This window comes from Flavobacterium sp. JLP (assembly GCF_015350755.1).
Classification (GTDB): domain Bacteria; phylum Bacteroidota; class Bacteroidia; order Flavobacteriales; family Flavobacteriaceae; genus Flavobacterium.
In genome coordinates this window covers 51,176-75,140 of record NZ_JADKPS010000008.1, presented here as the reverse complement: position 1 = coordinate 75,140, position 23,965 = coordinate 51,176, and the positions used below count along the sequence as shown (strand labels likewise).

The following is a 23,965-nucleotide window of genomic DNA, read 5'->3' as shown; positions in this document are numbered from 1 at the left end:
AAATAAACCAAGATATATGCTATACTATTTATTTGAATATTTAGACAAAACATTAGATATACCGGGAACTGGAGTTTTTCAGTATATCACTTTTAGATCGGCATTAGCTTTCATGCTTTCATTGCTTTTGTCAACGATTTACGGAAAACGTATTATTAATTTTTTGCGTAAGCAGCAAGTTGGCGAAACAGTTCGTGAGTTAGGTTTGGCAGGTCAAAATGAAAAAGCAGGAACTCCAACAATGGGAGGACTTATTATCATTTTTGCTACGCTTTTGCCTGTTTTGTTATTTGCTCGTCTGCATAATATTTATATCGTATTGCTTATTGTTACTACACTTTGGATGGGAACAATTGGTTTTGTTGATGATTATATTAAAATATTCAAAAAAGATAAAGCAGGACTTAAAGGAATTTTTAAAGTTATTGGTCAAGTTGGTCTAGGGATTATAGTAGGAGCCGTTCTTTATTTTAATCCTGCAGTTACGGTAAGAACCGATACTGGAAGAACCGATGTTTTTAAAACAGCAACAGCTACGACAACAGTAGTTTTGCCGGCACCAGTTGAAGAGAAATCTACAGCAACCACAATTCCTTTTGTTAAAAACAACGAATTTGATTATGCTGAAATTTTATCTTTTTTAGGTGATGGATACGAAAAATGGGCTTGGTTAATTTTTATTCCGGTTGTTATTTTTATCATCACAGCAGTTTCTAACGGAGCTAATTTGACCGATGGAATTGACGGACTCGCTGCAGGAACCTCGGCAATATCGGTGCTCGCGCTCGGAATATTTACGTTTGTTTCAGGGAATATCATTTTCTCAAATTATCTAAACATCATGTACATACCCAATTCGGGCGAAATGACTGTTTTTATATCTGCTTTTGTTGGAGCGCTAATCGGATTTCTTTGGTACAATTCCTATCCCGCATCGGTTTTTATGGGAGATACAGGAAGTTTGACTATCGGTGGAATTATAGCAGTTTTGGCAATTGCAGTTCGTAAAGAAATACTGATCGTTTTGTTCTGCGGAATTTTCTTGGCAGAAAGTGCTTCGGTAATTATACAGGTAGCTTATTTTAAATATACAAAAAGACGTTTTGGAGAAGGAAGAAGAATTTTCTTGATGTCACCACTTCATCATCATTATCAAAAGAAAGGATATCACGAAAGTAAAATTGTAACCAGATTTTGGATTGTTGCAATCATGTTAGCCATATTATCAATTGTTACATTAAAATTAAGATAGATGAGGCTAGTAGTATTAGGAGGAGGAGAAAGCGGCGTTGGTACCGCAATTTTAGGAAAGAAACAAGGATACGATGTTTTTGTATCTGATTTTGGTAAAATAAAAGAAAGCTATAAAGAAGTTCTTATCATTAATAAAATTGCTTGGGAAGAAGAACAGCATACAGAAGACCTGATTTTAAATGCCGACGTGGTAATGAAAAGTCCCGGAATTCCAGATAAATCTCCCATAGTAAAAAAGTTAATTGACACTGGTGTAAAAGTAATTTCTGAAATAGAGTTTGCAGCGCCTTTTACAGAAGCAATGACAGTTGGAATTACTGGAAGCAACGGTAAAACAACAACAACAATGCTGACCTATCATTTACTGAAATCGGCAGGGTTGAATGTAGGACTGGGAGGAAACATAGGAAAAAGCTTTGCCTGGCAGGTAGCCGAAAATAAATATGATGCATACGTTCTTGAATTAAGCAGTTTTCAGCTAGACGGAATTATAGAGTACAGGCCAGATATTGCCATTATTACGAATATTAGTCCAGATCATTTAGACCGATATGAGTATAAATATCAAAAGTATATCGAAGCAAAGTTTCGAATTACAATGAATCAGACTGAAAGCGATTATCTTATTTACGATGCAGATGATGAGACGATTGCAGAATGGTTAAAGAACAACACAACAAAAGCAAAATTAATTCCTTTTTCATTGTCTAAAAAATTCGATGAAGGGGCTTCTATAAATAACAACAAAATGGAAATAAAGATCAACCAAGAAGAGTTTACAATGGAAACAGAATACATTGCGTTAGAAGGAAAACATAATATGAAAAACGCAATGGCAGCAAGCTCTGTAGCAAAATTGATGCAAATTAGAAATGCAACAATACGCGAAAGTTTATCAAATTTTCAAGGTGTTGAACACCGTTTAGAAAAAGTTTTAAAAATTCAGAATGTACAGTACATCAACGATTCAAAAGCAACAAATGTAAACGCTACATTCTTTGCTTTAGACAGTATGAATGTGCCTACAGTTTGGATTGTTGGAGGAGTTGATAAAGGAAATGATTACAACGAATTGATGTCATTAGTTCGAGAAAAAGTAAAAGCAATTATCTGTTTAGGAATAGACAATCATAAAATTATTGAAGCTTTTGGCAATGTAGTTGACATAATGGTTGAGGTAAACAATATGAGCGATGCTGTAAAAACAGCACAAAGATTAACAGAAAAAGGAGATGCCGTTTTATTATCTCCAGCTTGCGCAAGTTTTGACTTATTTGAAAACTACGAAGATCGTGGAAAACAATTCAAGCAAGCGGTTCATAACTTGTAGAAGAAAAGTTTAAAGTTTCAAGTTTCACGTTAGGAGGAACTTGAAACCTGAAACTTGAAACAAAAAAATAAAACCTGAAACTAAAGATTATGAAAGAGCTAGTAAATAAACTAAAAGGAGATAGAGTAATATGGTCATTCGTGGCTTTATTAGCGCTGTTTTCGTTTATGCCTGTTTTTAGCGCAAGTAGTAATTTGGCATACATTGGTCACGGAACCGGAAACACTTTGGGTTATTTAGTAAAACACTTGGCTCACATTTGCATTGGTTTCTTGATTATTTATTGGGTACACAAAGTTCCATATCATTATTTTAGAGCAATTTCAAAAATTGCATTGCCTATTGTTTGGTTTTTATTGCTTTATACATTGCTGAAGGGAACTGTAATTGCAGGAGCAAATGCGAGTCGCTGGATTCAGGTGCCGTTTATCGGAATCACATTTCAGACTTCGACTTTGGCTTCTATTGTTTTGTTCATATTTGTGGCGCGTTATTTGTCTAAAACCAAAGAAGAAAATGAACCTTTTCAAGCTTCATTAATTCAGCTTTGGCTTCCGGTTTTTATCACACTAGCGCTTATTTTACCAGCGAACTTTTCAACAACAGCGTTGATTTTTTCAATGGTAATTATGCTGACATTTATTGGTAAATATCCATTAAAATATATTGGTTTTATTATTGGTTCAGGAATCGCAATGCTGGCATTCTTTTTATTAGTTGCCAAAGCTTTTCCAGATTCGAGATTCTTTAGCAGGGTAGGAACATGGGGAAGCCGTATAGAAAATTTCACCACAGATAAACCTGATGAAGATGATTATCAAATTGAAAAAGCAAAAATTGCAATTGCATCTGGAAGATTAGGGGGTTTAGGACCAGGAAAAAGTGTTCAGAAAAACTTTTTGCCACAATCTTCCTCTGATTTTATTTATGCAATTATAGTTGAAGAATACGGTTTAGTTGGAGGAGTTTCGATATTGCTTTTGTATTTGTTATTGCTTTTCCGGTTTGTAATCGCATCGCATAAAGCAAATACGCTATTTGGAAAATTAGTCGTCGTCGGGCTCGGGTTTCCGATGATATTTCAGGCGATGATCAATATGGCGGTAGCAGTCGAATTATTGCCGGTAACAGGACAAACACTGCCGCTGATAAGTAGTGGAGGTAGTTCGATCTGGATGACTTGTTTCTCTCTCGGAATTATCATAAGTGTAACCAAAAAAGAAGAAGAAGTTGCTGAAGAAAGAGAAGAAAAAGAAAGGCGAAAAGAAGCACTTCAAAGATTAATTGATAAAGAATTAGCAGAAGAAGATTTACCTGCTAATGAAATATATGAAGAAGAAGGAATGATGTATTCAATCGAGGATAATTCTAGAAATCCGATGAATGCAGTATTAAATAAATAAAATAAAAGAGCAGTTTTTAAAAACGCTATAACTTTTAAAAATATGACAAATTATAAATTCATACTAAGCGGTGGCGGAACAGGAGGGCATATTTATCCTGCGATTGCCATTGCTAATGAATTAAAGTTACAATTTCCTGATGCTGATTTTCTTTTTGTAGGCGCCCAAGATAAAATGGAAATGCAAAAAGTGCCTCAGGCAGGTTACGAAATAAAAGGACTTTGGATTGCAGGTCTGCAGCGTAAGTTAACATTGCAAAATTTGATGTTTCCTTTAAAATTGGCAACAAGTTTGCTTGAATCAAGAAGAATCATAAGACAATTTAAGCCAAATGTAGTTATCGGAACTGGTGGCTTTGCCAGCGGACCTTTATTGCAGGCAGCGGGATTATTTGGAATTCCAACTGTAATTCAAGAACAGAATTCGTTTCCTGGAATTACGAATAAGTTACTGAGCAAAAAAGCAAATGCAATTTGTGTGGCTTATGGCAATTTAGAGCGATTTTTTCCTAAAGAAAAAATAGTGGTTACCGGAAATCCGGTTCGCCAGGATTTAATTGATATTGACAGCAAACGCGATGAAGCAATTGCTTTTTACGGATTAGATCCGAATAAAAAAACATTATTGGTTTTAGGAGGCAGTTTAGGTGCTAGAAGAATCAATCAATTAATAGAAAAAGAATTGCATAATTTTCTTTCGCAGGACGTTCAGATAATCTGGCAATGTGGGAAATTATATTTTGAGGATTATAAAAAACATGCTCAGCAAAACGTCAGAGTGGTTGATTTTATTGAAAGAATGGATTTTGTTTACGCAGCTGCAGATGTAATTATATCACGTGCTGGTGCCTCATCGGTTTCGGAATTGTGTATTGTTGGAAAACCAGTAATTTTTATTCCGTCGCCAAATGTAGCTGAAGATCACCAGACAAAAAATGCGCAGGCGATTGTAGATGCAAAAGGTGCTATTTTATTAAAAGAATCAGAATTGGAGAGTCAGTTTAGTATCGTTTTCGAAGCTTTGCTGAAAGATGATGGAAAGCAAAAACAGCTTAGTGCTAACATTAAAAAACTGGCAATGCCAAATGCGACTAAAGTTATTGTAGAAGAGATTAAAAAGTTGTTATAATGTAACTTTTAAAGAAAATTATACAACATCAAGAAAATAGATGAATGCTATTTTAGGCATTTTTGATATGTTAAAACTGTACAAATACAAAGGCTTAATTGTTAGTTTATTACAAAATAAATAAGCGAAAAAGTTAAAGGATTAAAAAACAATTAAAAAATAAAAAGTCATTAAGTTAAAGGCTTATAATCTAAAACTTAGTGCTTAAAGCAAAAAATAAAATGAATTTAAATCAAATACAAAACGTTTATTTTATTGGCATTGGAGGCATCGGAATGAGTGCTCTGGCCCGTTATTTTAAAAATATAGGGAAACAGGTTTCAGGTTACGATAAAACGCCGTCTATGCTAACGAATGAATTGATTGAAAGCGGTATAGATATTCATTTTGAAGATAATATAAGTTTAATTCCGTCTAATTACTATTCAGAGAATACGTTAGTAATTATAACTCCTGCAGTGCCTAAAACACACTCTGAGTGGAATTATTTTTTAGAAAGAGAATATCAGGTTAAAAAACGTGCTGAAGTTTTAGGGATTATCACTAAAGACACTTTTAGTTTTGCTGTTGCAGGAACGCACGGAAAAACAACAACCTCAAGTATTTTAGGTCATATTTTATATGAAAGCGGTGCAGATGTTACTGCATTTGTAGGCGGAATTGTAGAAAACTATAATTCTAACTTAATTGGAAGTGGAAAAACGGTAACCGTAGTGGAAGCTGATGAATTTGATCGCTCGTTTTTGCATTTGCATCCAAATATTGCCTGTATCACGTCTATGGATGCCGATCATTTGGATATTTACGGAACAAGTGAAGCAATTGAAGCTTCTTTTGTAGAATTTGCCTCAAAAGTAGAAGATAAAAATAATCTGTTTATAACAAAAGAATTGCCTCTGGAAGGTGTACAATGTGCTATAAATGAAGATGCTGTATATAAGGCATTCAATGTTCGAATTGAAAATGGAAGTTATGTTTTTGATGTGCAGACGCCAACAGAAATTATGAAAGATTTGCATTTTGGATTGCCTGGCAAACACAATTTAATGAATGGATTAATGGCTATTGCGATGGCGAAAACTTTCGGCACCCCGACCATGTCTATTGCAAAAGCCATTGCTTCATTCAGCGGAATCAGAAGACGTTTTTCATATCAGATTAAATCAGATAAGTTAGTTTATATAGATGATTATGCACATCATCCGACGGAGATAAATGCAGTACATCAGGCAGTTAGAGAATTGTATCCAGGAAAAAAAGTATTAGCGGTTTTTCAGCCTCATTTATTTAGCAGGACAAGAGATTTCGCTGATGGATTTGCAGAAAGTTTATCTCAATTTGATGAAGTATTGCTAATGGATATTTATCCAGCACGAGAATTGCCGATGGAAGGGATCACATCAGAATGGCTGTTGGGAAAAATGACAAATTCGAACAAAAAAATTGTTGCAAAAGAAGATTTATTAGTGGCGATCAAAGCCAGTGATGCGCCAATAATTGTAACAATAGGAGCTGGTGACGTTGGCGAAATGGTTCCATCAATCAAAAAAATGCTAAATGAAAATATTTAACTGGACAAATATTCGATTAGTGCTCATTTTTGGGCTTGTACTTTTTTTGTATTCGTTTGCGCAACACCGAAACGGAGATAGAAAATTAAAAAAATCTATGGTTGTTTTTGTAGGAGAAAATACGCTTTTTGTGAAGCCCGAAACGGTTAATAAATTGTTGATAGAAAATAAAAGAGACGCTTCCAGTATCCGAAAAGATGAGTTAGATTTGAATAAGATAGAAAAATCCCTTGATACGCAAGACATGATTGAAAAGTCAGACGTTTTTGTAAGTATTGATGGAGTTCTAAAAGCGAGAGTAAAACAGAAGACACCAATAGCGAGAGTTTATGATGGTGATCGCTCTTTTTATATTGACTATGAAGGTAATAAAATGCCATTGTCAGATAATTTTACTGCTCGAGTTCCTCTTGTTTCGGGGTCAATAAATGAAAAAAATAACGAAGATTTAGCAGCTCTATTTCGCACAATTTACGACGATGCGTTTTTGAAAAAAAACATCATTGCGATTCAAATTATGCCTAATGGCAGCCTAAAAATGTTTAATAGAAATTATAATTACTTCATTGATTTTGGCAGAACGATGAATGTTGATAAGAAATTTAATAACTATAAAGCTTTTTTTCAAAAAGCAGTTTTAGATAGTTCGTTATACAAATACAATAAAATTGACCTTAGGTTTACGGAACAAGTAGTTTGCACAAAATAATAGAAAATGGAAAAAGATAACATTGCAGTAGGTCTAGATATTGGAACAACCAAAATAGTTGCCATGATAGGCAAGAAAAACGAGTATGGTAAACTGGAAATTTTGGGTATTGGAAAATCCAAAAGTTTGGGTGTGGCGAGAGGCGTTGTAAACAACATTACGCAAACAATTCAATCGATTCAACAAGCGATCCTTGAAGCAGAAAATAATTCCGGTTATAAAATTAAAGATGTTGTTGTAGGTATTGCAGGACAGCACATCAGAAGTATACAGCATACAGATTACATCAGCCGAAGCAATCCGGAAGAAGTAATTGGCGAAAAAGATATTCAGCTTTTGATTGACCAGGTTAATAAACTAGCCATGTTGCCAGGAGAAGAAATTATTCACGTTTTGCCACAAGAGTTTAAAATTGACGGGCAGTCTGAAATTAAAGAGCCAATCGGAATGTACGGAGGAAGATTAGAGTCTAGTTTTCACGTAGTGGTGGGGCAGGCTTCTTCGATCAGAAATGTTGGAAGATGTATTCAGAGTTCAGGAATCGAATTGTCAGGATTGACATTAGAACCTTTAGCGTCTGCAGATGCCGTTTTAAGTCAAGAAGAAAAAGAAGCAGGTGTAGCCCTAATTGATATTGGTGGAGGAACAACTGATTTGGCCATTTTTAAAGATGGAATCATTCGTCATACAGCAGTTATTCCTTTTGGAGGAAATGTAATTACAGATGATATCAAAGAAGGCTGTTCGATTATCGAAAAACAAGCAGAGCTTTTAAAAATAAAATTCGGATCAGCTTGGCCAGGAGAAAATAAGGACAACGAAATTGTTTCTATTCCAGGTTTGAGAGGCAGAGAGCCAAAAGAAATTTCGCTTAAAAACTTATCTAAAATTATTCACGCCCGTGTGGTAGAAATTATAGAGCAGGTTTTTGCAGAAATTAAAGCTTACGGTCACGAAGATCCCCGCAAAAAATTAATTGCAGGAATTGTTCTTACTGGCGGAGGTGCTCAACTAAAACATATTAAGCAATTAGTAGAGTACATTACAGGTATGGATACCAGAATTGGATATCCAAATGAACATTTAGCAGGAAATTCTAGCGAAGAAATCTCTAGTCCGTTATTTGCAACAGCAGTTGGTTTAGTAATGAACAGCATCGAAAATAGTACGCAAAGTGCTATTAGAATGGAAGTTGTAAATGAACAGCCGAAAGTGGTTTACAGAAATGTGCCACCACCTGTGCAACAGCGATACGAAGTAGAAGAAAACTACGTTGAAAGAGTAGAAACTATTGACGAGCCAAGAGATGTTAGAAATAATATGGCTCAAGAAGAATCTACAGAAACAAAAATCAGGAGATCATTTTTTGATAGATATGTCGATAAAATCAAAGATTTTTTAGACAACGCAGAATAAAGTAATAAAGAGAAAAGGATTACTTTTTTGGCCCCAAGTCAGGAAGTAAAAAATGTATTAAATAAGAATTTCAAAAACCAAAAAGATGATGAGCAACTCAGAATTTGGAAGTATTTCATTTGATTTACCAAAAAACCAATCAAATGTAATAAAAGTAATAGGTGTAGGTGGAGGTGGTAGTAATGCTATCAACCATATGTTTAAGCAAGGTATTAAAGGCGTAGATTTTATCGTTTGTAATACTGACTCACAGGCACTTCAAAATAGTTCAGTACCTAACAAAATTCAGTTAGGAGTTAATTTAACAGAAGGTCTTGGAGCAGGAGCAAATCCTGATGTAGGACAACAGTCTGCTATTGAGAGCATCGCTGATATCGAAAAAATGTTAGACCGTGGTACTAAGATGGTATTTATTACCGCTGGTATGGGTGGTGGAACAGGTACTGGTGCAGCTCCAGTAATAGCACAATTAGCAAAAGAAAGAGAAATCTTGACTGTTGGTATTGTGACTATTCCTTTTCAGTTTGAAGGGAAAGTTCGTCAAGAGCAGGCACTTTTAGGAATTGAGAAATTGCGCAAGCAAGTAGATTCGCTAATTGTAATTAATAATAATAAATTAAGAGAAGTATACGGAAATCTTGGTTTCAAAGCAGGATTCTCAAAAGCGGATGAAGTTTTAGCAACTGCCTCTAGAGGTATTGCTGAAGTAATTACGCATCACTATACTCAAAATATCGATTTACGTGACGCTAAAACTGTTCTTTCGAATAGTGGAACAGCGATCATGGGATCTTCTGTTGCATCGGGCGAAAATAGAGCAAAAGATGCTATTATTTCAGCATTGGATTCTCCGTTGTTAAACGATAACAAAATTACAGGAGCCAAAAACGTATTGTTGCTTATCGTTTCTGGATCAAACGAAATTACTTTGGATGAGATTGGAGAAATCAACGATCACATTCAGGCAGAAGCAGGTTACAACGCTAATATTATCATGGGAGTTGGTGAAGACGAAACTCTTGGTGAAGCTATTGCCGTAACTATCATTGCTACTGGTTTTGATGTTGAACAACAAAATGAAATCGTAAATACTGAACCTAAAAAAATAATTCATACGTTAGAAGATGAGCAAAGAAGTGTTCATAATTTGACGAATAAATCGCTTGCGTCTTTTGATTTAAATCCTGAAACACCTACTGCGAAATCAGAAGAGAAAATTGTTTTTGATTTAATGGAAGAGACATTTGCTGATACGGTTGCTCCCGTAGTGCCAACACCTGTTGCTCCAGTTGCAGTTGCTCCATCTATAAATCAGGAAGAATTGGTTGTAATGTCTGAGTTTATCAAAAATCTTGATGTTACTTTTGAAATCGTTTCGCCAATTACAGATATCGATTTTACAATTTCAGCTCCAGAAGTTCCAGCATTTCAAGAAGCTAAACCTGTTCAAAGAACTTTTGAAAGAGAAGAGCAAACAACGTTCTCATTTGATTTGCCTCTTTTTAGATCAGAGCCAGAAGTGAAGAAAGAGCCAGTTGTTGAAGACAATAAAATTTTATTCGAATTGACAAATGAAACTCGTAATATCAAAGTAAATGATCCAGTACAATTTGTACCGGTAACGGAACTTTCTGATAAAGGAGTTATCAAATATTCTTTAGAAGAGTATATGGAAGTTGAGAATGAATTAGTGACTTCAAAACCAGTTGAAAAAATAGAAGATGTAGTTCCTGCAGAATTAAATATCACTATGAAACCAAGAGTTGACTTTGCAAGTGAAGCGGATTATTCGACTACTGCAAATGTTTCTCCAATGGAATTGACAATCGAAGAAACTTTACGCTTAAGAGCTGAAGAAAGAAGAAAGAAACTAAAAGAGTTTAATTATAAATTCCATAATAATGTTTCTAGAATTGACGAGCTTGAAAAAGAGCCAGCTTACAAAAGATTAGGTATCGATTTGTCTAATTCACAGTCAAATAATACTAATTCTAGAATCTCAGTTGGAACAGACAGTAACAACGATTTGCAATTGCGTTCAAACAATTCATTTTTGCATGACAATGTAGATTAATTTTACAAGCATAATAAATAATATAGCCCGAAAATTGGATTTAATTTTCGGGTTATTTTTTTTATCTTCGCACAGAATTTAAAATTTGACTTCTTTAATAGACTTTTAAAGTTAATCTTGTGGTCAGTTCGAGTCAAGTCGAGAAAATTTTTCAATCCTAATATCAATTTATAAGCATCAGCTTATTCAAATAAAATTAAAAAATGAGTTTACAAACACTAATCATGGACGAGATTAAAACCGCCATGAGAGCAAAAGATACAGTAGCATTAGAAGCATTAAGAGCAATTAAATCTGAAATGTTATTAGCTGCAACAGCTTCGGGTTCTAAAGAAGAATTAACAGAAGATGATGAAGTAAAATTACTTCAGAGATTGGTTAAAACTCGTAAAGAAAGTGCTAGAATTTTTACAGAACAAAACCGTCCAGATTTAGCCGAACCAGAATTGGCTCAAGTTGCCGTAATAGAAAAATTCTTGCCAGCTCAATTAAGTGAAGAAGAAGTAGAAGCGGTAGTAGCAAAAATTATTGTTGAAACTGGAGCTTCAGGAATTGCTTCAATGGGAAAAGTTATGGGATTAGCATCTGCACAATTAGGCGGAACTGCTGAAGGAAAAACTATTTCTGCTATTGTAAAGAAATTATTGGTTTAAAAATATTTTAGATTTTAGAGTTCAGATTTTAGATTGAATCTGAATTCTAAAATCATAAATCTACAATCAAAAAAACGACCGCGTAGTTCAACTGGATAGAATATCAGATTTCGGCTCTGAGGGTTGGGGGTTCGAACCCCTCCGCGGTCACTATAAATTTTAAAAGCCTGAGAATTTATGTTCTCAGGCTCTTTTTATTAAAACAAAAACTAATATAGTTCCAATATTCCATTCTTCTAAGTAACTTTTTCATATCTCATTTCATTCAAATAACAACCTTAAACTGCATTGTCATAAAAATTTTTAATCTCAGTTTTTTCGTATAAAAACAACCAACAAACAGTCAATTTTTCTCTTATATCTTTAATTTTCTCTTCTTTAATAACAGAATTTTATTGATAAACTATATTTTTGTGAGAAACCACTATGTATGATTTCTTCCAAATTGTTAAAAATATACTTTTTGCTTTTTTTGTCATTAAGTGTGTTAGGTCAAAATAAAACCAAAGACCTGACTAAACTTACGTATAACGAGCTGCATGATTTGTATTTTGACAATGAAAATAATCCTAAAAAGCAGATTTTATACACGAATGCTTACATGGCAAAGGCAATTCAGGAAAACAGTCGTATTCGAAAAGCTAAGGCTAATTACCAAATCGCATTATTATATTATGCTTCTGATAAAGATAAAGCCATTCAATATTTAGATAGCGTTATCAAATACTCTGAAAATACTGGCGATAAGTTTTTTCCAGCGGCTGCTTATTGTGAAAAAGCTGATTTTCTTAAAAGACAATTGAAGTTGGAAGAAGCGATGAATAATTACAAACTCGCAGAAAAAATAGCACTTCAAACGAATATAGATTATTATTATGTAGTTAGAGATTATATAGGAACTACTAAATCTGAGGATTTGGGCGAGTATAAAGAAGCATTAGCTATCTATAAGGAATGTTATAATTATTATATAACAAAAAATTATAGAAAGCAGTATGCAAATGATTTTCAGATTACAATTTTTGGAATTGCAGACTGTTATAAATCACTACAGAATACAGATTCTACAACATATTATAATAAATTAGGTTTTCAAGAATCAAAAATTACAAAGGATGGCTACATGCATTATCTTTTTATATTAAATGAAGGCGCAAATCAAGTTTTAAAAAAAAATTATAAAGCAGCATTAGACAGTGTTCATAAAGCGCTGCCTAAAATGATAGAAAATAAGGATTTAGGCAATACTTTAGCATCTTATTTTTATTTGGGAAAAGCGTACGACGGTTTAGGGCAAAAGGAAAACGCAGTTAAAAACTTCTTGAAGGTAGATTCTATTTATGCTGAAACAAAAGAGATCACGACAGAATTTATTGATGGTTACCCATATTTGATCAGTCATTACAAAAATATTGGAGATAAAGAAAATCAGCTGAAGTATATTTCTAAATATATGGTGATCGATAGTATTCTGCAAAAAAAATATAGAAACCTAAACAAAATAGTGCATACGGAGTATGATATTCCTCGTCTGATATCTGAAAAAGAAAGCCTGATTACATCATTAAAAAAAGACAATGCAAAATCTTATTTGGGAATTGGAGCCTTGATATTAATAATACTTACTGTTTCTACATTTGGGTTTTATCAATTTGAACTTAAAAAAAAATACCGTACCCGATTTGAAAGAATAATGCAGCGGTCTGCAATTAGAAATAATGAAGAACATAATTTCGAAAAGGCAAAAACAATTAAACCAGCTATTTTAAAAACTGAAGATATTGGTATTGCTGAAGAATTGATTCAGGAGATTTTAGGGAAATTAGATGGTTTTGAAAGAGAAAAAGGCTTTTTAAAATCAGATCTTACCATACAATCCTTATCAAATCTATTTGAAACCAACAGCAAATATTTATCTAAAATTGTAAATGCCTATAGATGCAAAACTTTCATACAATACATAAACGATTTGCGAATTGATAATGCTGTCGAAAATTTAAAAGCAGAATCGAAACTAAGAAAATATACTATTCAAGCACTAGCTTTAGAGTTTGGTTTTAATAGTGCAGAGTCTTTTTCGGCTGCTTTTTATAAAAAACTCGGTATAAAACCTGCTTATTTTATTAAACAGTTAGAAGATTCGTTTAAAATTAACTAATTGAAAATCAATTAATTAAAAATAATTCAATGCCGAAATTCCTGAATTCCGATAAACATAAGCCATAGTTATGCACTTATTTTGGCCTTCAATACATTCAACATTTTATATTTGTAACACCTAAATCAAAAAACATGAAAACAGAAAAGCTTAAAAAAGAAAACAAAAAATTTGACATTGACAAAAAGGAAGTAGCGAAACTGAAAAACCAAACTTTACAACCAGAAGTTCCAGAAGAAGGTTTAGAAACTCCTGAAGATACAAATAAAGATACCGCAGGTTCGTCAAGAAAATGCGGTGGTGATAATGAATAGTATAAAAAACGTATGATTAAATTACGGTTTTTGTTTTTTTTAGCAGCGGTTTTATTAGTAGGCTGTAAGGCTAAGAAAGATTTAAATACTATTACTTCTAAGGGAGTTGCTCTTAAAACAGAGCTTACTCCTTTAGAATTAAAAAATTGGTATTTAAAAGACAATATTGCAGATGGAATTCCTGGAATTTCATTAGATAAATGGTACAAGCAAAATAAGAAGAAAGCAAAAAATACAATTGTTGTTGCTATAATAGATACACCAATTGATACAAAACATGAAGATTTAAAGGGAAAACTCTGGATCAATTCTAAAGAAATTCCAAATAATAACATTGACGACGATCAAAATGGTTATGTAGATGATGTTAACGGCTGGAGTTTTATCGGAACTAAAAAAGGAGATTATGCGGTCTGGAATCATTATGAATATGTTAGAATAGTAAAAGAATGGGGACCAGTTTTTAAGGGCAAAGCCGAAAGCGAAATTGGAATCAAAGAGCTGGCGAATTATAAAGAATACCTGCGAGCCTCAAAAAGATTAGAGGAAAAGGAAAAATATTATAAAAATTGGCGCAGATCTGCAGTTCATAGTATTGAGGTGTTTCCTTTGGTAAAAGATACTTTAAAGCATTTTTTTCCTAAAGAAGATTATACGTTTGCACAGTTAGACAGCTTGTATAAAAAGTATAAAATTAATGACAAAACCTATAAGCAGCGGCGAAATAGCAATGATCTTGATTTAGGTGCTTTGATCGATTATAGGATGGTAAATCTAGAGGTTAATGAGATAACTCTGGAGGATATTGTGAATAAGCGAATGGAACTGGATTCTATAGTATTAAGAAGCTTAAACGCTGATTATAATGAAAGATTGCAAATTGGCGATAATCCGAATATGCTGGAAAAGGGTTACGGCAATAATAATATAGGCAGTTATAAAATAGGTGAACTGCCGGTTCAAGATCATTGTACAAAAATGGCTGGGATTATAGGCGCAGATCGTGAAAATACCATTGGTGTAAAAGGAATTTTGCAAAATGTAAAAATTATGCCCTTAAACGTTTCACAGTCTGGAGAGGAGAATGATAAAGATATCGTGATGGCAATTCGGTATGCGGTAGATAATGGTGCTAGAGTGATAAATATGTCATTGGGCAAAGAATTCTCACTGCATAAAGATTGGATGTTTGACGCTCTTAAATATGCTGAAGAACACAATGTTTTGGTGGTACACAGTGCTGGAAATTTTTCTTTAGATGTAGATCTAAATCAAGAATATCCAAGTGATGTAGCTTTTGATGGAACGCCAGAAGTTTGTCATAATTTTATAAATGTAGGGTCGACAACTTATAAGTTAAATGAATATTTTGTTTCAGACTTTTCAGATTATGGCAAAGAGAATGTAGATTTATTTGCGCCGGGCGCAGAGTTATATACAACCACTGCAGGCAATGGTTACGAAGCCGATTCAGGAACATCTATGTCTGCAGCAGTAGTTTCAGGAACCGCCGCGCTGATTTGGTCTTATTATCCGAATTTGACGGCGAGCGAAGTAAAAAAAATAATAATAGATTCTGGAACTGCTTATAATCTAGAAGTGATTGTTCCGGAAACGAAAGATAAAAAGATTGCATTTTCAGAATTATCTAAATCGGGTAAGGTTTTAAATGTATACAATGCCATGATATTGGCTGAAAAAGTAAGTAAAAATAAAAAATGACAGCGATGTCTAAGATCTTGCCTTTTACGGAATATGTAGTCAGAACACCGTTGTTGCCCATGTCTTTTTACCTGAATTTAATCGAAAATTATTCAGCTGAAAAAGCAAAGGAGCTTTATCAAAATTCTTTAATCAGAGAAGCCATTAACTTGGCTTCTCCAGATTTGAAGAAAGAATTGGATAAATGGGTTAAAAACGATTCTGATTTATCAGATGAAAAAGAAAAGAAGCTAGAAATTACGCTCTTAAAATATATTGCCAGAACATCCTCTAGATGTACGCCTTTCGGACTGTTTGCTGGCTGTTCTTTGGGGGGAACAGCTGCGGAAACAAAAATTACTCTAGAGGGTTCTGACAAATATAAACGCGTCACTCAATTTGATATGCAATTTTGGGTGGCTTTACTACAGGAAATTGCCAATAAAAAAGAGGCAAAATCGCATTTAAAATACTATCCTAATAACAGTATTTATAAAATTGGAGATTTCTACCGGTATGTCGAGTACAAGTATGTGGAAACCAAAAGAGAACATAGCATTACTGCCTTGCGAAAATCTGATGTATTGGCGAAATTGCTTCTAAAAGCCAAATCCGGCTTGACAATAAACCAAATGGTTTTGCTCCTTGCAGATAACGAAAATGAAAAAATAGAGGCTTATCAATTTATTCTAAAACTTATCGATTTTCAATTTTTAGTAAGCGAATTAGATGCTTCTATTACTGGAGATCAGGATTGGAAAAGAGTTTTGACTGTTCTGCATAAAATTCCAGGCTTAGAAAAAGAATGTCAGTTTTTAGAAAATGTTCAAAAGCAGCTTTCTGGTTTAGATGAGACCCTTATTCCTTCTGAAGAAAAATACGAGGAAATCAAAAATGAAATCAGAAAAATTGGAATTCCATTTGATGAAAAATACCTTTTTCAAACGGATTTAAATACATCCGCTTCTGTAAATACATTGAGCGCAAATGTTTCTAAAAAAGTAATTCAGGCGCTTTATTTCTTAAACGGAATACAGCCTAAAAACACGTTTAAAAATCAAGAAAATTTCAAGAAAGCTTTTATTGAAAGATACGAATCCAGAACGATGCCGTTGACTACTGTTTTAGATACGGAAATCGGGATTGGATATCTTCAAAATCAGGAGATGAACGACAGTCATGACATTCTTAAGTTTCTTTCACTTAAATCTAAAAAGACAAAAACTCAAAACCAGACTTGGACCTCGTACGATTTTGTTTTGCAGAAAAAACTTGTCAACTGTATGCTAAAACAAGAGAAGGTAATTTTATTATCTGAAAAAGATTTTAGCCATTTTAATGCTGATTTAAAAGATGTTCCGGCAACATTTTCGGTAATGATTGAAGTTTTTGGAGAGGATGAAATTGTACTAGAATCTTCTGGAGATGTAAGTGCAGCCAAATTATTAGGAAGATTTTGCACCGGCAATCAAGACATTCATAATTTGACCAAAGAAATTATCCAGAAAGAAGAGGAATATTATTCTGATAAAATAATGGCTGAAATTGCTCATATTCCAGAATCAAGAACCGGAAACATATTGCGCCGTCCGGTTTTACGAAAACACGAAATCAGTTATTTGGCAAAATCTGGAGTTGATGAAACGAACATTATAGATTTAAATGATTTATCGATTTCTGTTGAAAACGATACGATAATTTTGCATTCAAAAAAGCATAATAAAGTGGTAATTCCGTGCCTTTCAAACGCACATAATTTTTCAAAAGGGTCATTGCCTATTTATCATTTTTTATGCGACTTGCAATCGCAGCATACAAAACCTATTTATTCTTTTGACTGGGGAGTTTTAAAAAGTCATTATGATTTTTTTCCGAGAGTATTGTATCGCGATATCATTTTATCAAAAGCCAAATGGATCGTAAAAAGAGAAGAAATAAAAGATTTTTTTAAAATGAATGACAAACAGCTTAGTGAAGCATTTTCAATTTGGAAATCGAATCGAAATATACCGCAATATGTAAACTGGGTAAATGGTGACAATACGCTTTTATTTGATTTTGAAACTAAAATTGGAGTAGAATTGTTTTTAAAATCAGTTCAGAACAGAGAAAAAATTACGCTGGAAGAATTTCTATTTACAAAAAAATCAGTTGTACAAAATCAAGAAGCCAATGACTTTTGCAATCAGTTCATATTATCATTTTACAAAGAATAAAAGCATCATGCAAAGAGATTTTAGTTTAGGAAGCCAATGGCTGTATTATAAAATTTATACCGGTGTAAAAACAGCCGATACTATTTTATTAGAAAAACTAGAACCTATTATTGCGCATTTAGAACAAAAGAAAAAAATCCAGAAATGGTTTTTTATACGATATCATGACCCTAAGGAGCACATCCGACTTCGGTTTTTGGTAGACGATACTGATAATCTAGCCATAATTATAAATTCATTTCAGTCGGTTTTTAAAGAATTGATGACTGAAAATCTGGTTTGGAAAATACAAACCGACACCTACCAGCGCGAAATAGAACGATACGGAAAAGAAACAATGTATGCATCTGAATTTCTTTTCTGGAAAGACAGCAAAATGATTTTACAATATTTAAGCATTAAAGACTCTTTTTCAGAAAAAGAAATGCCACTTTTTTTTAGCTTTCTGGCTGTTGATTCTTTTTTAAATTCCTTTAAGCTTTCTAGTTTAGAAAAGCTTTCGCTGATGAGTGAATTGCAAGTTGCTTACAAAAAAGAGTTTGAAGTAGATAAAGTTCAGAAAAAGCAGCTGGATCTAAAATACAGATCTTTAGCTCCTCAAATAAAGCAGTTTTTAGAAGGTTCGATTCAAAATGATTTTTCAGAAATGTACGAGGTTGTCAATCAAAAAGCAGATAAAATCAAGAAAACAGCTTTAGAAATTAGAACTAAAATAGAAATTCCATTAAATGATTTTCTGGCAAGCCATGTTCACATGATGATCAACCGCCAGTATACATCTAAGCAACGCATCTACGAACTCGTCATTTACGATCATCTGTACAGGTATTATAAAACGTTAAGTTATACCAAACAACACTAATTTATTTTAGCTAAAACCTTTTTTAATTTCTATTTTAGCCATGTAGAGACCATTTTATGCTCTATTTCTAAAACGAAATCAATCTATGTTTTTACCTCTTTTTCTTGGAGCTTTATTGGTTGCAATTGTTCTGATTATTGTTTTCAGAATAATCGAACCCGCTTATTTATGGATGTTTAATAAACCATTGTATTTGTTTTGGTATCCTATTTTACAGCGTTTAGAGCCAGTAGAACAAACTATTCTACGAAGAGAATTTCAGTTTTATGAAACCCTTTCAGAAAAAAAGCAAGGCTATTTCGAGCATCGCGTAAACAGCTTTATTAGGCATTATAATTTCTCCGGAAAAGATATTGAAGTTACCCAGGAAATGAAACTGATTATTGCCGGAACCTACGTCATGCTGACTTTCGGAATGCGAAACTACCTTCTCGAATCATTTGAAAACATTATTATTTATCCGAGCTCTTATTACTCCGTTATCAATAAGGATTATCACAAAGGCGAATACAATCCGAGACTGAAAGCGATCGTTTTTTCTTGGGAAGATTTTATAAGCGGTCATCAGACAAAAGACAACATCAATCTAGGATTACACGAATTTACGCATGTTCTTCATTTTAATTCCAGAAAAAGTTCTGACCCAAATGCGATTATTTTCTTTGATGAATTTACCGAAATCGAAAAATATTTTGACGATGAAAAGCTGAAAACACAATTGCAGCAAAAAGAATATTTTAGAGAATACGCATACACCAATAAGTTTGAATTTTTAGCCGTGATTTTAGAAAACTTTTTCGAAACTCCAGAAGTGTTTAAAAAAGAATATCCAGAATTATTCGATCGCGTAAAAACCATGATAAATTATCAAAATATGATTTAATTTGCAATGCTAAAATAAGTTTAGAAATATGATAACAAAAGGCTTCAAAACGACATTTCTTTTTATTGTATCTGTCATTATGCTTTTATCTGCGTGCAATTCTAAAGATAAGAATACTGACCGTCAGATTTATCAGGCCATCCACAATAAAGACACCGCAATTTTATCGATCTGGATCAATAAAGAGCGTTTTCATGGCCAGTATGAAATTCGATATTATAAAACAGGCAAAGATTCTGGAGACGTTCGGGGCAGTGTTTTGAATGATAGTTTGCTCCGCGGCGATTTTCATTATCATAGTTACGGTGGCGGAATGAAGCGTGTGCCTATCGCTTTGCTTCGAAAACAAAATAAGCTTTTTTTAGGCACCGGCGTAATAGGTACTATTTTCAATCTTCCGTGCTACGTTCCGGAAGTTCCTATCGATTACAGTAACCCAGATTTTGTTTTTGAACCTGTAGCATCATCCAAAAAATAAATCATTTTCAAGAAACCGAATACGTTTTACTCTCAGTCGTCTTTTATTCTTCAAATACTTTTTCAGTATCAACCGGATTATTTTCCTGATAGAGTTTTTGGCCAATTTTTCCTTGATCGCCTAAAGCACGTCCTTTTATCAGCCAGGCAATTCCGAAAGCAAAAAGAGCAATTGCCTCAAAAACTAAAGTTGAGTAGGAAAACAGTTTTAATTGATCTGCAACAGGAACAAGAATGACAGAAACTAAAATCGAATAACCGCAAGCGCGATAAATATTGTTTTCGTTTAAAATGCTTTTAGGCGCTCTGGTTTCGTTTTCCTGACCAATGGTAAAAACATTAATCGCCAGCAAAGCCAAAATCAAAAATAAAATGGCCGCAAAACCATAATGAAGCCAGCCAAGCCATTTTTCTGTTAACGGAATAATAGTGTATATTTTTTGTAAAAAATCTTCAGGATTTGTTGGAATCAGTGCCACGCAAATTGCCATAATTCCGGCAATATTGGTGAGTAAATTATCGTTTTTCCAGATTGATTTATTTTTATGTCCTTTATAGCATATTAGAAACAGTCCCACAGCGCATAAAGTTCCGGTGAAAATCTCCCTTAAATTAGTATAATAGTAATGACTTATAGAAGGCTGAATCTGGGTGTGGAAAAAAGAAATGAAGGAAAGTCCAACCAAAAGTATCGGCAGGCTGATGCCTAAATACCCAATTGCACGCCTGATTCGTCTGTAGGTAAAAATGTCATCACTTTCAATTTTAATCTCCGTGTTGTTTATTTTCATAACCTATTTTTGATTGTTGAAAGATAAAGTTACGAGAATATTCTGTAAGTATTTGAATTGTAAAAATTAAGAGGTTTGTTTTTGTCATTTCTAGGAATAACGATTTGGCTTGTTCACTTATTCGTTACAATGAAAAGATTAAGAGCGACTAAGAAAATTAAGTACAAATCTGCAGGCCATTATTTCCTAGAAAATAAATTCTCTACAACCCAAGCCGGACCAATCATTAAAAACTGAAGATCTTTTAAGAAAGAAGGTTTTTTGCCTTCAATATTATGTCCGTAAAATTGTCCGATCCAGGCGATTACAAACACACCAATCGAAAAAATCCACAAAGGCACAACTTGTCCGATGTAATAATTTGCAATCAGGCAAAGTGCAGATAAAACAGCAATTTTAATTGCCATAGAAATCGATAATCTGATGTAGAAAATAAGTACAAAAATTAAAACAAAAACAGCCCAGTTTTCAATAATTGGCGCATTCAGTTTTAAAGTATTGGCAATAACACCACTCGGAATACTCATTAATAATCCCACAATAGAAAAGTAAATTGCAGGCACACAAATATAATGTATTGCTTTGTTTGTTGGGTTTTGATGACTTACAGCATATTCTGCAAACCATTGGTCTAATGTTCTCATTTTTTTGGTTTTAAGTTAGTGAAGTAAATCTAATGAAATTTCTTTTAGTTTGATTAAGCAATAAAAAAATGCGCAAAGTCTTTTTAATTCTTTTGCGCATTTTTTTATAAAACATTAAAAAATATTATTAGTATCCGTAACTAATATCAATTTTTTAAATCGGCTTTTGTCGTAATCGATTCGGCTTGCTTTTACGGCTATCGGAAAATGAATTTCGGCACTCGAAACCATATTCAGTTTGTTCTGATTGCTTATTGTAAAATCAAGTTTACCGCTCGCCACTTCGTTTAAACTGGCTACTAAATTATTGTCTAAAGTAAAATCAGTTTCAATATCGACAATCAGATTTTTTGCAAATACAGTTCCGGTGATAAGCAGAATATAATTTCGGTTTGCATTTTTGAGAAGCGACGGATTTGGATGCAGAAAATCAGCGCCATACATAAAATCTTCCAGATTGCCTATTGCATATTCTTTGGTAATCGAATTGTCATAACTGATCGTTACCTTTTTTCCGGTTTTAATTTTCGTTGACAATTCAAATGTTCCGAGACCGAGAGTTTTCAGGATTTCCTCTAAAAGTGTGATCCCGATATTAAATCCGTACTCATCTGTTTTATTAGAGTTTACGCTTAATGCCGGATTTTCAATTTCGGTTAAAACAACATTGCTTTTAAACGCGTGTTCGATATGCGCGTAATAAAGCTGTGCGTCGTCAAATGGTTTTTTTAGCCATAACTGCAGTGGTTTATGGTTTCTGATAGGTCCGTCAATTATGTCGTAACCTTGTTCGCTTAAAAAAGTTGTAAGTTTCATTTTGGGGTCTTTTAAAGTTATCTTACTTGTTTGTACTCTAATTTAATGAATTTGAAAATTCAAACTGTTTTGTACAAAAATACGTATAGAATTTGAAGAAATTCTAAATATTATAAAAGCTTTAAGACTTGTAAATCAAAATGTTACTTTTGGTTGTATGCAAAAACGCTATCCCACAATTCATCAATGGTAATAAGCGCCTGATTTAGCGGAATAACTTCCCATTTTCCATTGGTTTCTATTCCGAGGCCAATATTTTTTAGTTTCTGCAAAGCATCTTTTACATCAAAATCAAGATCGGTATTTAGTTTAGTTGAAAACCAAGATTCAATTTGATCGTCGAGCTCAACGGCGGTTAAAGGTTTTTCGCTTTTGTATAAAAAAGTATAGGCTAAAATAGTTTCCTTCAGTACTTCTTCTTCAGAAGAATTTAGCAAAGAATAAAAAGCACCGCTGTTGTTTCCGAGATTCTTAAAATAAAGACTGTCCGAAAGTATTTTAGAATATTTGATTTTCTTGTTTACGAAATTGTTGTACTGACGAAACAAATACAGCGACAAAATTCCGAGTGCAATTAAACCCTGATTCAGCGAAGTTTTACTGTTTAATAAATCAATGGTTTCGCCAGATTGGTATGCGTCGTACATGCTGATCAAAGCCGGAATTACTTTTGTACTCAATAATGAAACTCCACCAAAAATTCCAGGAACCCACAAAAGCAGTTTGTCTGTAGTAGACATTCTCGGAATTGCATTTGGAAAAATCGTTTCGAGATCATTTTTAGGAACACGTTTAAAGATTTTTAAAACTACAGATCCGGGTTCAATGGGCATTTTTCCTAATTTAACTTTCTTTTCTTTTAGAAAATGAGTGTCGTTGTAATGCAGATAAATCATAACGCGATCGTAATATTCTATCTGTACTTTTTTCTTCCAAAAGAAATATTTAGTTACTTTTTCTGTCGATGTATGGTGTCCGCGAACATACATTTCATAATCTTTAAAAGCGTTAAAATCGATCGAAAGATTTAGCCCAATCAAATCTGATTCTTTAAAAGCAATATTTAAAGTTTCCTGATCAATACGAGTATAATTTCCCTGTTCTAAAACCGTCAGCAGCGTTTCTTTAAAAACCGTAAAATCACTTTTGTCAATAAATCCTTTTCGCTCTTTTGTACTCAAATCCGGATCGAACAAAGCATAATGCTGTTTTAGATTTCGGTTCAGGTTAAAAGCTTCATAATGAAAATAATGTTCGATAATATCAAACAATTTTTTAAAATCATCGACTTTTTGCTGGTCTTCGGCGAAAGCGTTAATTTGTTGTTCGAGTAAGAATTCCTTGTTGAAGGGAATATAATGTTCTCGTGTCATATTTGTAGGTTCTGAGGATTTGTGCTATTGAGGCTCAAATATACAAAGGATTTTTCTTTAAAGGTTCAAAGGTTCAGAGGTTCATAGGAACAAAGGTTTTTTATAACCTGAAACCTGAAACCTGAAACCTGAAACCTGAAACCTGAAACCTGAAACCTGAAACCTGAAACCTGAAACTTGAAACCTGAAACT

Annotated in this window: 20 protein-coding genes and 1 tRNA gene; 17 read left to right on the top strand and 4 right to left on the bottom strand. The window is 33.5% G+C overall.

Annotation, left to right across the window (positions count from 1 at the left end; translation table 11 throughout):
• The first annotated feature begins 16 nt into the window (after positions 1–16).
• From mraY to IRZ83_RS17240, 17 genes are all read left to right on the top strand, one after another.
• Positions 17–1,252, top strand: a complete 1,236-nt coding sequence (gene mraY, locus IRZ83_RS17320) for a phospho-N-acetylmuramoyl-pentapeptide-transferase (protein WP_194570488.1) — start codon at positions 17–19, stop codon at positions 1,250–1,252.
• Positions 1,253–2,584 (top strand): UDP-N-acetylmuramoyl-L-alanine--D-glutamate ligase, encoded by a 1,332-nt coding sequence (gene murD / locus IRZ83_RS17315; RefSeq protein WP_029273292.1) that lies wholly within the window; start codon positions 1,253–1,255, stop codon positions 2,582–2,584. It begins immediately after the preceding gene.
• Between the two features lie 89 nt (positions 2,585–2,673).
• Positions 2,674–3,987 (top strand): FtsW/RodA/SpoVE family cell cycle protein, encoded by a 1,314-nt coding sequence (locus IRZ83_RS17310; protein ID WP_029273293.1) that lies wholly within the window; start codon positions 2,674–2,676, stop codon positions 3,985–3,987.
• Positions 3,988–4,029: 42 nt separating this feature from the next.
• Positions 4,030–5,115 carry an undecaprenyldiphospho-muramoylpentapeptide beta-N-acetylglucosaminyltransferase gene (gene murG / locus IRZ83_RS17305; protein ID WP_029273294.1) on the top strand — a complete coding sequence of 362 codons (1,086 nt, stop codon included), beginning with the start codon at positions 4,030–4,032 and terminating at the stop codon, positions 5,113–5,115.
• Positions 5,116–5,336: 221 nt separating this feature from the next.
• Positions 5,337–6,686: a UDP-N-acetylmuramate--L-alanine ligase gene (gene murC, locus IRZ83_RS17300; RefSeq protein WP_194570487.1), complete on the top strand. Its 1,350-nt coding sequence runs from the start codon at positions 5,337–5,339 to the stop codon at positions 6,684–6,686.
• Positions 6,673–7,395: a cell division protein FtsQ/DivIB gene (locus IRZ83_RS17295; protein ID WP_029273296.1), complete on the top strand. Its 723-nt coding sequence runs from the start codon at positions 6,673–6,675 to the stop codon at positions 7,393–7,395. The genes murC and IRZ83_RS17295 overlap by 14 nt, the downstream gene beginning before the upstream one ends.
• 6 nt (positions 7,396–7,401) lie before the next feature.
• Positions 7,402–8,811 (top strand): cell division protein FtsA, encoded by a 1,410-nt coding sequence (gene ftsA, locus IRZ83_RS17290; RefSeq protein ID WP_194570486.1) that lies wholly within the window; start codon positions 7,402–7,404, stop codon positions 8,809–8,811.
• Between the two features lie 85 nt (positions 8,812–8,896).
• Positions 8,897–10,885: a cell division protein FtsZ gene (gene ftsZ, locus IRZ83_RS17285; RefSeq protein ID WP_194570485.1), complete on the top strand. Its 1,989-nt coding sequence runs from the start codon at positions 8,897–8,899 to the stop codon at positions 10,883–10,885.
• Between the two features lie 203 nt (positions 10,886–11,088).
• Positions 11,089–11,538 (top strand): GatB/YqeY domain-containing protein, encoded by a 450-nt coding sequence (locus IRZ83_RS17280; RefSeq protein WP_194570484.1) that lies wholly within the window; start codon positions 11,089–11,091, stop codon positions 11,536–11,538.
• 76 nt (positions 11,539–11,614) lie between these two features.
• A tRNA-Arg gene (locus IRZ83_RS17275) sits at positions 11,615–11,688 on the top strand.
• A gap of 313 nt (positions 11,689–12,001) precedes the next feature.
• The gene (locus IRZ83_RS17270; protein WP_194570483.1) at positions 12,002–13,696 is read left to right on the top strand and encodes a helix-turn-helix domain-containing protein; all 1,695 of its coding nucleotides are present in this window, start codon (positions 12,002–12,004) and stop codon (positions 13,694–13,696) included.
• 134 nt (positions 13,697–13,830) lie between these two features.
• Positions 13,831–14,010, top strand: coding sequence for a hypothetical protein (locus IRZ83_RS17265; RefSeq protein ID WP_194570482.1), 180 nt, complete (start codon positions 13,831–13,833; stop codon positions 14,008–14,010).
• A 12-nt stretch (positions 14,011–14,022) separates the two neighbouring features.
• Positions 14,023–15,732 carry a S8 family serine peptidase gene (locus IRZ83_RS17260; protein WP_194570481.1) on the top strand — a complete coding sequence of 570 codons (1,710 nt, stop codon included), beginning with the start codon at positions 14,023–14,025 and terminating at the stop codon, positions 15,730–15,732.
• Positions 15,733–15,737: 5 nt separating this feature from the next.
• Positions 15,738–17,927, top strand: a complete 2,190-nt coding sequence (locus IRZ83_RS17255) for a lantibiotic dehydratase family protein (protein ID WP_194570480.1) — start codon at positions 15,738–15,740, stop codon at positions 17,925–17,927.
• Positions 17,884–18,789: a thiopeptide-type bacteriocin biosynthesis protein gene (locus tag IRZ83_RS17250; protein WP_194570479.1), complete on the top strand. Its 906-nt coding sequence runs from the start codon at positions 17,884–17,886 to the stop codon at positions 18,787–18,789. The genes IRZ83_RS17255 and IRZ83_RS17250 overlap by 44 nt, the downstream gene beginning before the upstream one ends.
• A gap of 85 nt (positions 18,790–18,874) precedes the next feature.
• Positions 18,875–19,672: a zinc-dependent peptidase gene (locus IRZ83_RS17245; protein WP_194570478.1), complete on the top strand. Its 798-nt coding sequence runs from the start codon at positions 18,875–18,877 to the stop codon at positions 19,670–19,672.
• A gap of 28 nt (positions 19,673–19,700) precedes the next feature.
• Positions 19,701–20,150 (top strand): hypothetical protein, encoded by a 450-nt coding sequence (locus tag IRZ83_RS17240; RefSeq protein ID WP_194570477.1) that lies wholly within the window; start codon positions 19,701–19,703, stop codon positions 20,148–20,150.
• A 43-nt stretch (positions 20,151–20,193) separates the two neighbouring features.
• On the opposite strand, the gene IRZ83_RS17235 is transcribed toward IRZ83_RS17240, so the two are convergent.
• The 4 genes from IRZ83_RS17235 to IRZ83_RS17220 form a co-directional block, all read right to left on the bottom strand.
• Positions 20,194–20,940 (bottom strand): hypothetical protein, encoded by a 747-nt coding sequence (locus tag IRZ83_RS17235; RefSeq protein ID WP_157495108.1) that lies wholly within the window; start codon positions 20,938–20,940, stop codon positions 20,194–20,196.
• Between the two features lie 179 nt (positions 20,941–21,119).
• Complete coding sequence (locus tag IRZ83_RS17230; RefSeq protein WP_194570476.1) at positions 21,120–21,584, bottom strand: DUF962 domain-containing protein; 465 nt, start codon at positions 21,582–21,584, stop codon at positions 21,120–21,122.
• A 114-nt stretch (positions 21,585–21,698) separates the two neighbouring features.
• Positions 21,699–22,400 (bottom strand): hypothetical protein, encoded by a 702-nt coding sequence (locus IRZ83_RS17225; protein WP_194570475.1) that lies wholly within the window; start codon positions 22,398–22,400, stop codon positions 21,699–21,701.
• 143 nt (positions 22,401–22,543) lie between these two features.
• The gene (locus IRZ83_RS17220) at positions 22,544–23,773 is read right to left on the bottom strand and encodes a TMEM143 family protein (RefSeq protein WP_194570474.1); all 1,230 of its coding nucleotides are present in this window, start codon (positions 23,771–23,773) and stop codon (positions 22,544–22,546) included.
• Between the last annotated feature and the right edge of the window lie 192 nt (positions 23,774–23,965).

Coding starts and splice junctions, on each gene's coding strand:
- mraY (WP_194570488.1), top strand. CDS start 17: ATGCTATACTATTTATTTGAATATTTAGACAAAACATTAGATATACCG.
- murD (WP_029273292.1), top strand. CDS start 1,253: ATGAGGCTAGTAGTATTAGGAGGAGGAGAAAGCGGCGTTGGTACCGCA.
- IRZ83_RS17310 (WP_029273293.1), top strand. CDS start 2,674: ATGAAAGAGCTAGTAAATAAACTAAAAGGAGATAGAGTAATATGGTCA.
- murG (WP_029273294.1), top strand. CDS start 4,030: ATGACAAATTATAAATTCATACTAAGCGGTGGCGGAACAGGAGGGCAT.
- murC (WP_194570487.1), top strand. CDS start 5,337: ATGAATTTAAATCAAATACAAAACGTTTATTTTATTGGCATTGGAGGC.
- IRZ83_RS17295 (WP_029273296.1), top strand. CDS start 6,673: ATGAAAATATTTAACTGGACAAATATTCGATTAGTGCTCATTTTTGGG.
- ftsA (WP_194570486.1), top strand. CDS start 7,402: ATGGAAAAAGATAACATTGCAGTAGGTCTAGATATTGGAACAACCAAA.
- ftsZ (WP_194570485.1), top strand. CDS start 8,897: ATGATGAGCAACTCAGAATTTGGAAGTATTTCATTTGATTTACCAAAA.
- IRZ83_RS17280 (WP_194570484.1), top strand. CDS start 11,089: ATGAGTTTACAAACACTAATCATGGACGAGATTAAAACCGCCATGAGA.
- IRZ83_RS17265 (WP_194570482.1), top strand. CDS start 13,831: ATGAAAACAGAAAAGCTTAAAAAAGAAAACAAAAAATTTGACATTGAC.
- IRZ83_RS17260 (WP_194570481.1), top strand. CDS start 14,023: ATGATTAAATTACGGTTTTTGTTTTTTTTAGCAGCGGTTTTATTAGTA.
- IRZ83_RS17255 (WP_194570480.1), top strand. CDS start 15,738: ATGTCTAAGATCTTGCCTTTTACGGAATATGTAGTCAGAACACCGTTG.
- IRZ83_RS17250 (WP_194570479.1), top strand. CDS start 17,884: ATGACTTTTGCAATCAGTTCATATTATCATTTTACAAAGAATAAAAGC.
- IRZ83_RS17245 (WP_194570478.1), top strand. CDS start 18,875: ATGTTTTTACCTCTTTTTCTTGGAGCTTTATTGGTTGCAATTGTTCTG.
- IRZ83_RS17240 (WP_194570477.1), top strand. CDS start 19,701: ATGATAACAAAAGGCTTCAAAACGACATTTCTTTTTATTGTATCTGTC.
- IRZ83_RS17235 (WP_157495108.1), bottom strand. CDS start 20,940: ATGAAAATAAACAACACGGAGATTAAAATTGAAAGTGATGACATTTTT.
- IRZ83_RS17230 (WP_194570476.1), bottom strand. CDS start 21,584: ATGAGAACATTAGACCAATGGTTTGCAGAATATGCTGTAAGTCATCAA.
- IRZ83_RS17225 (WP_194570475.1), bottom strand. CDS start 22,400: ATGAAACTTACAACTTTTTTAAGCGAACAAGGTTACGACATAATTGAC.
- IRZ83_RS17220 (WP_194570474.1), bottom strand. CDS start 23,773: ATGACACGAGAACATTATATTCCCTTCAACAAGGAATTCTTACTCGAA.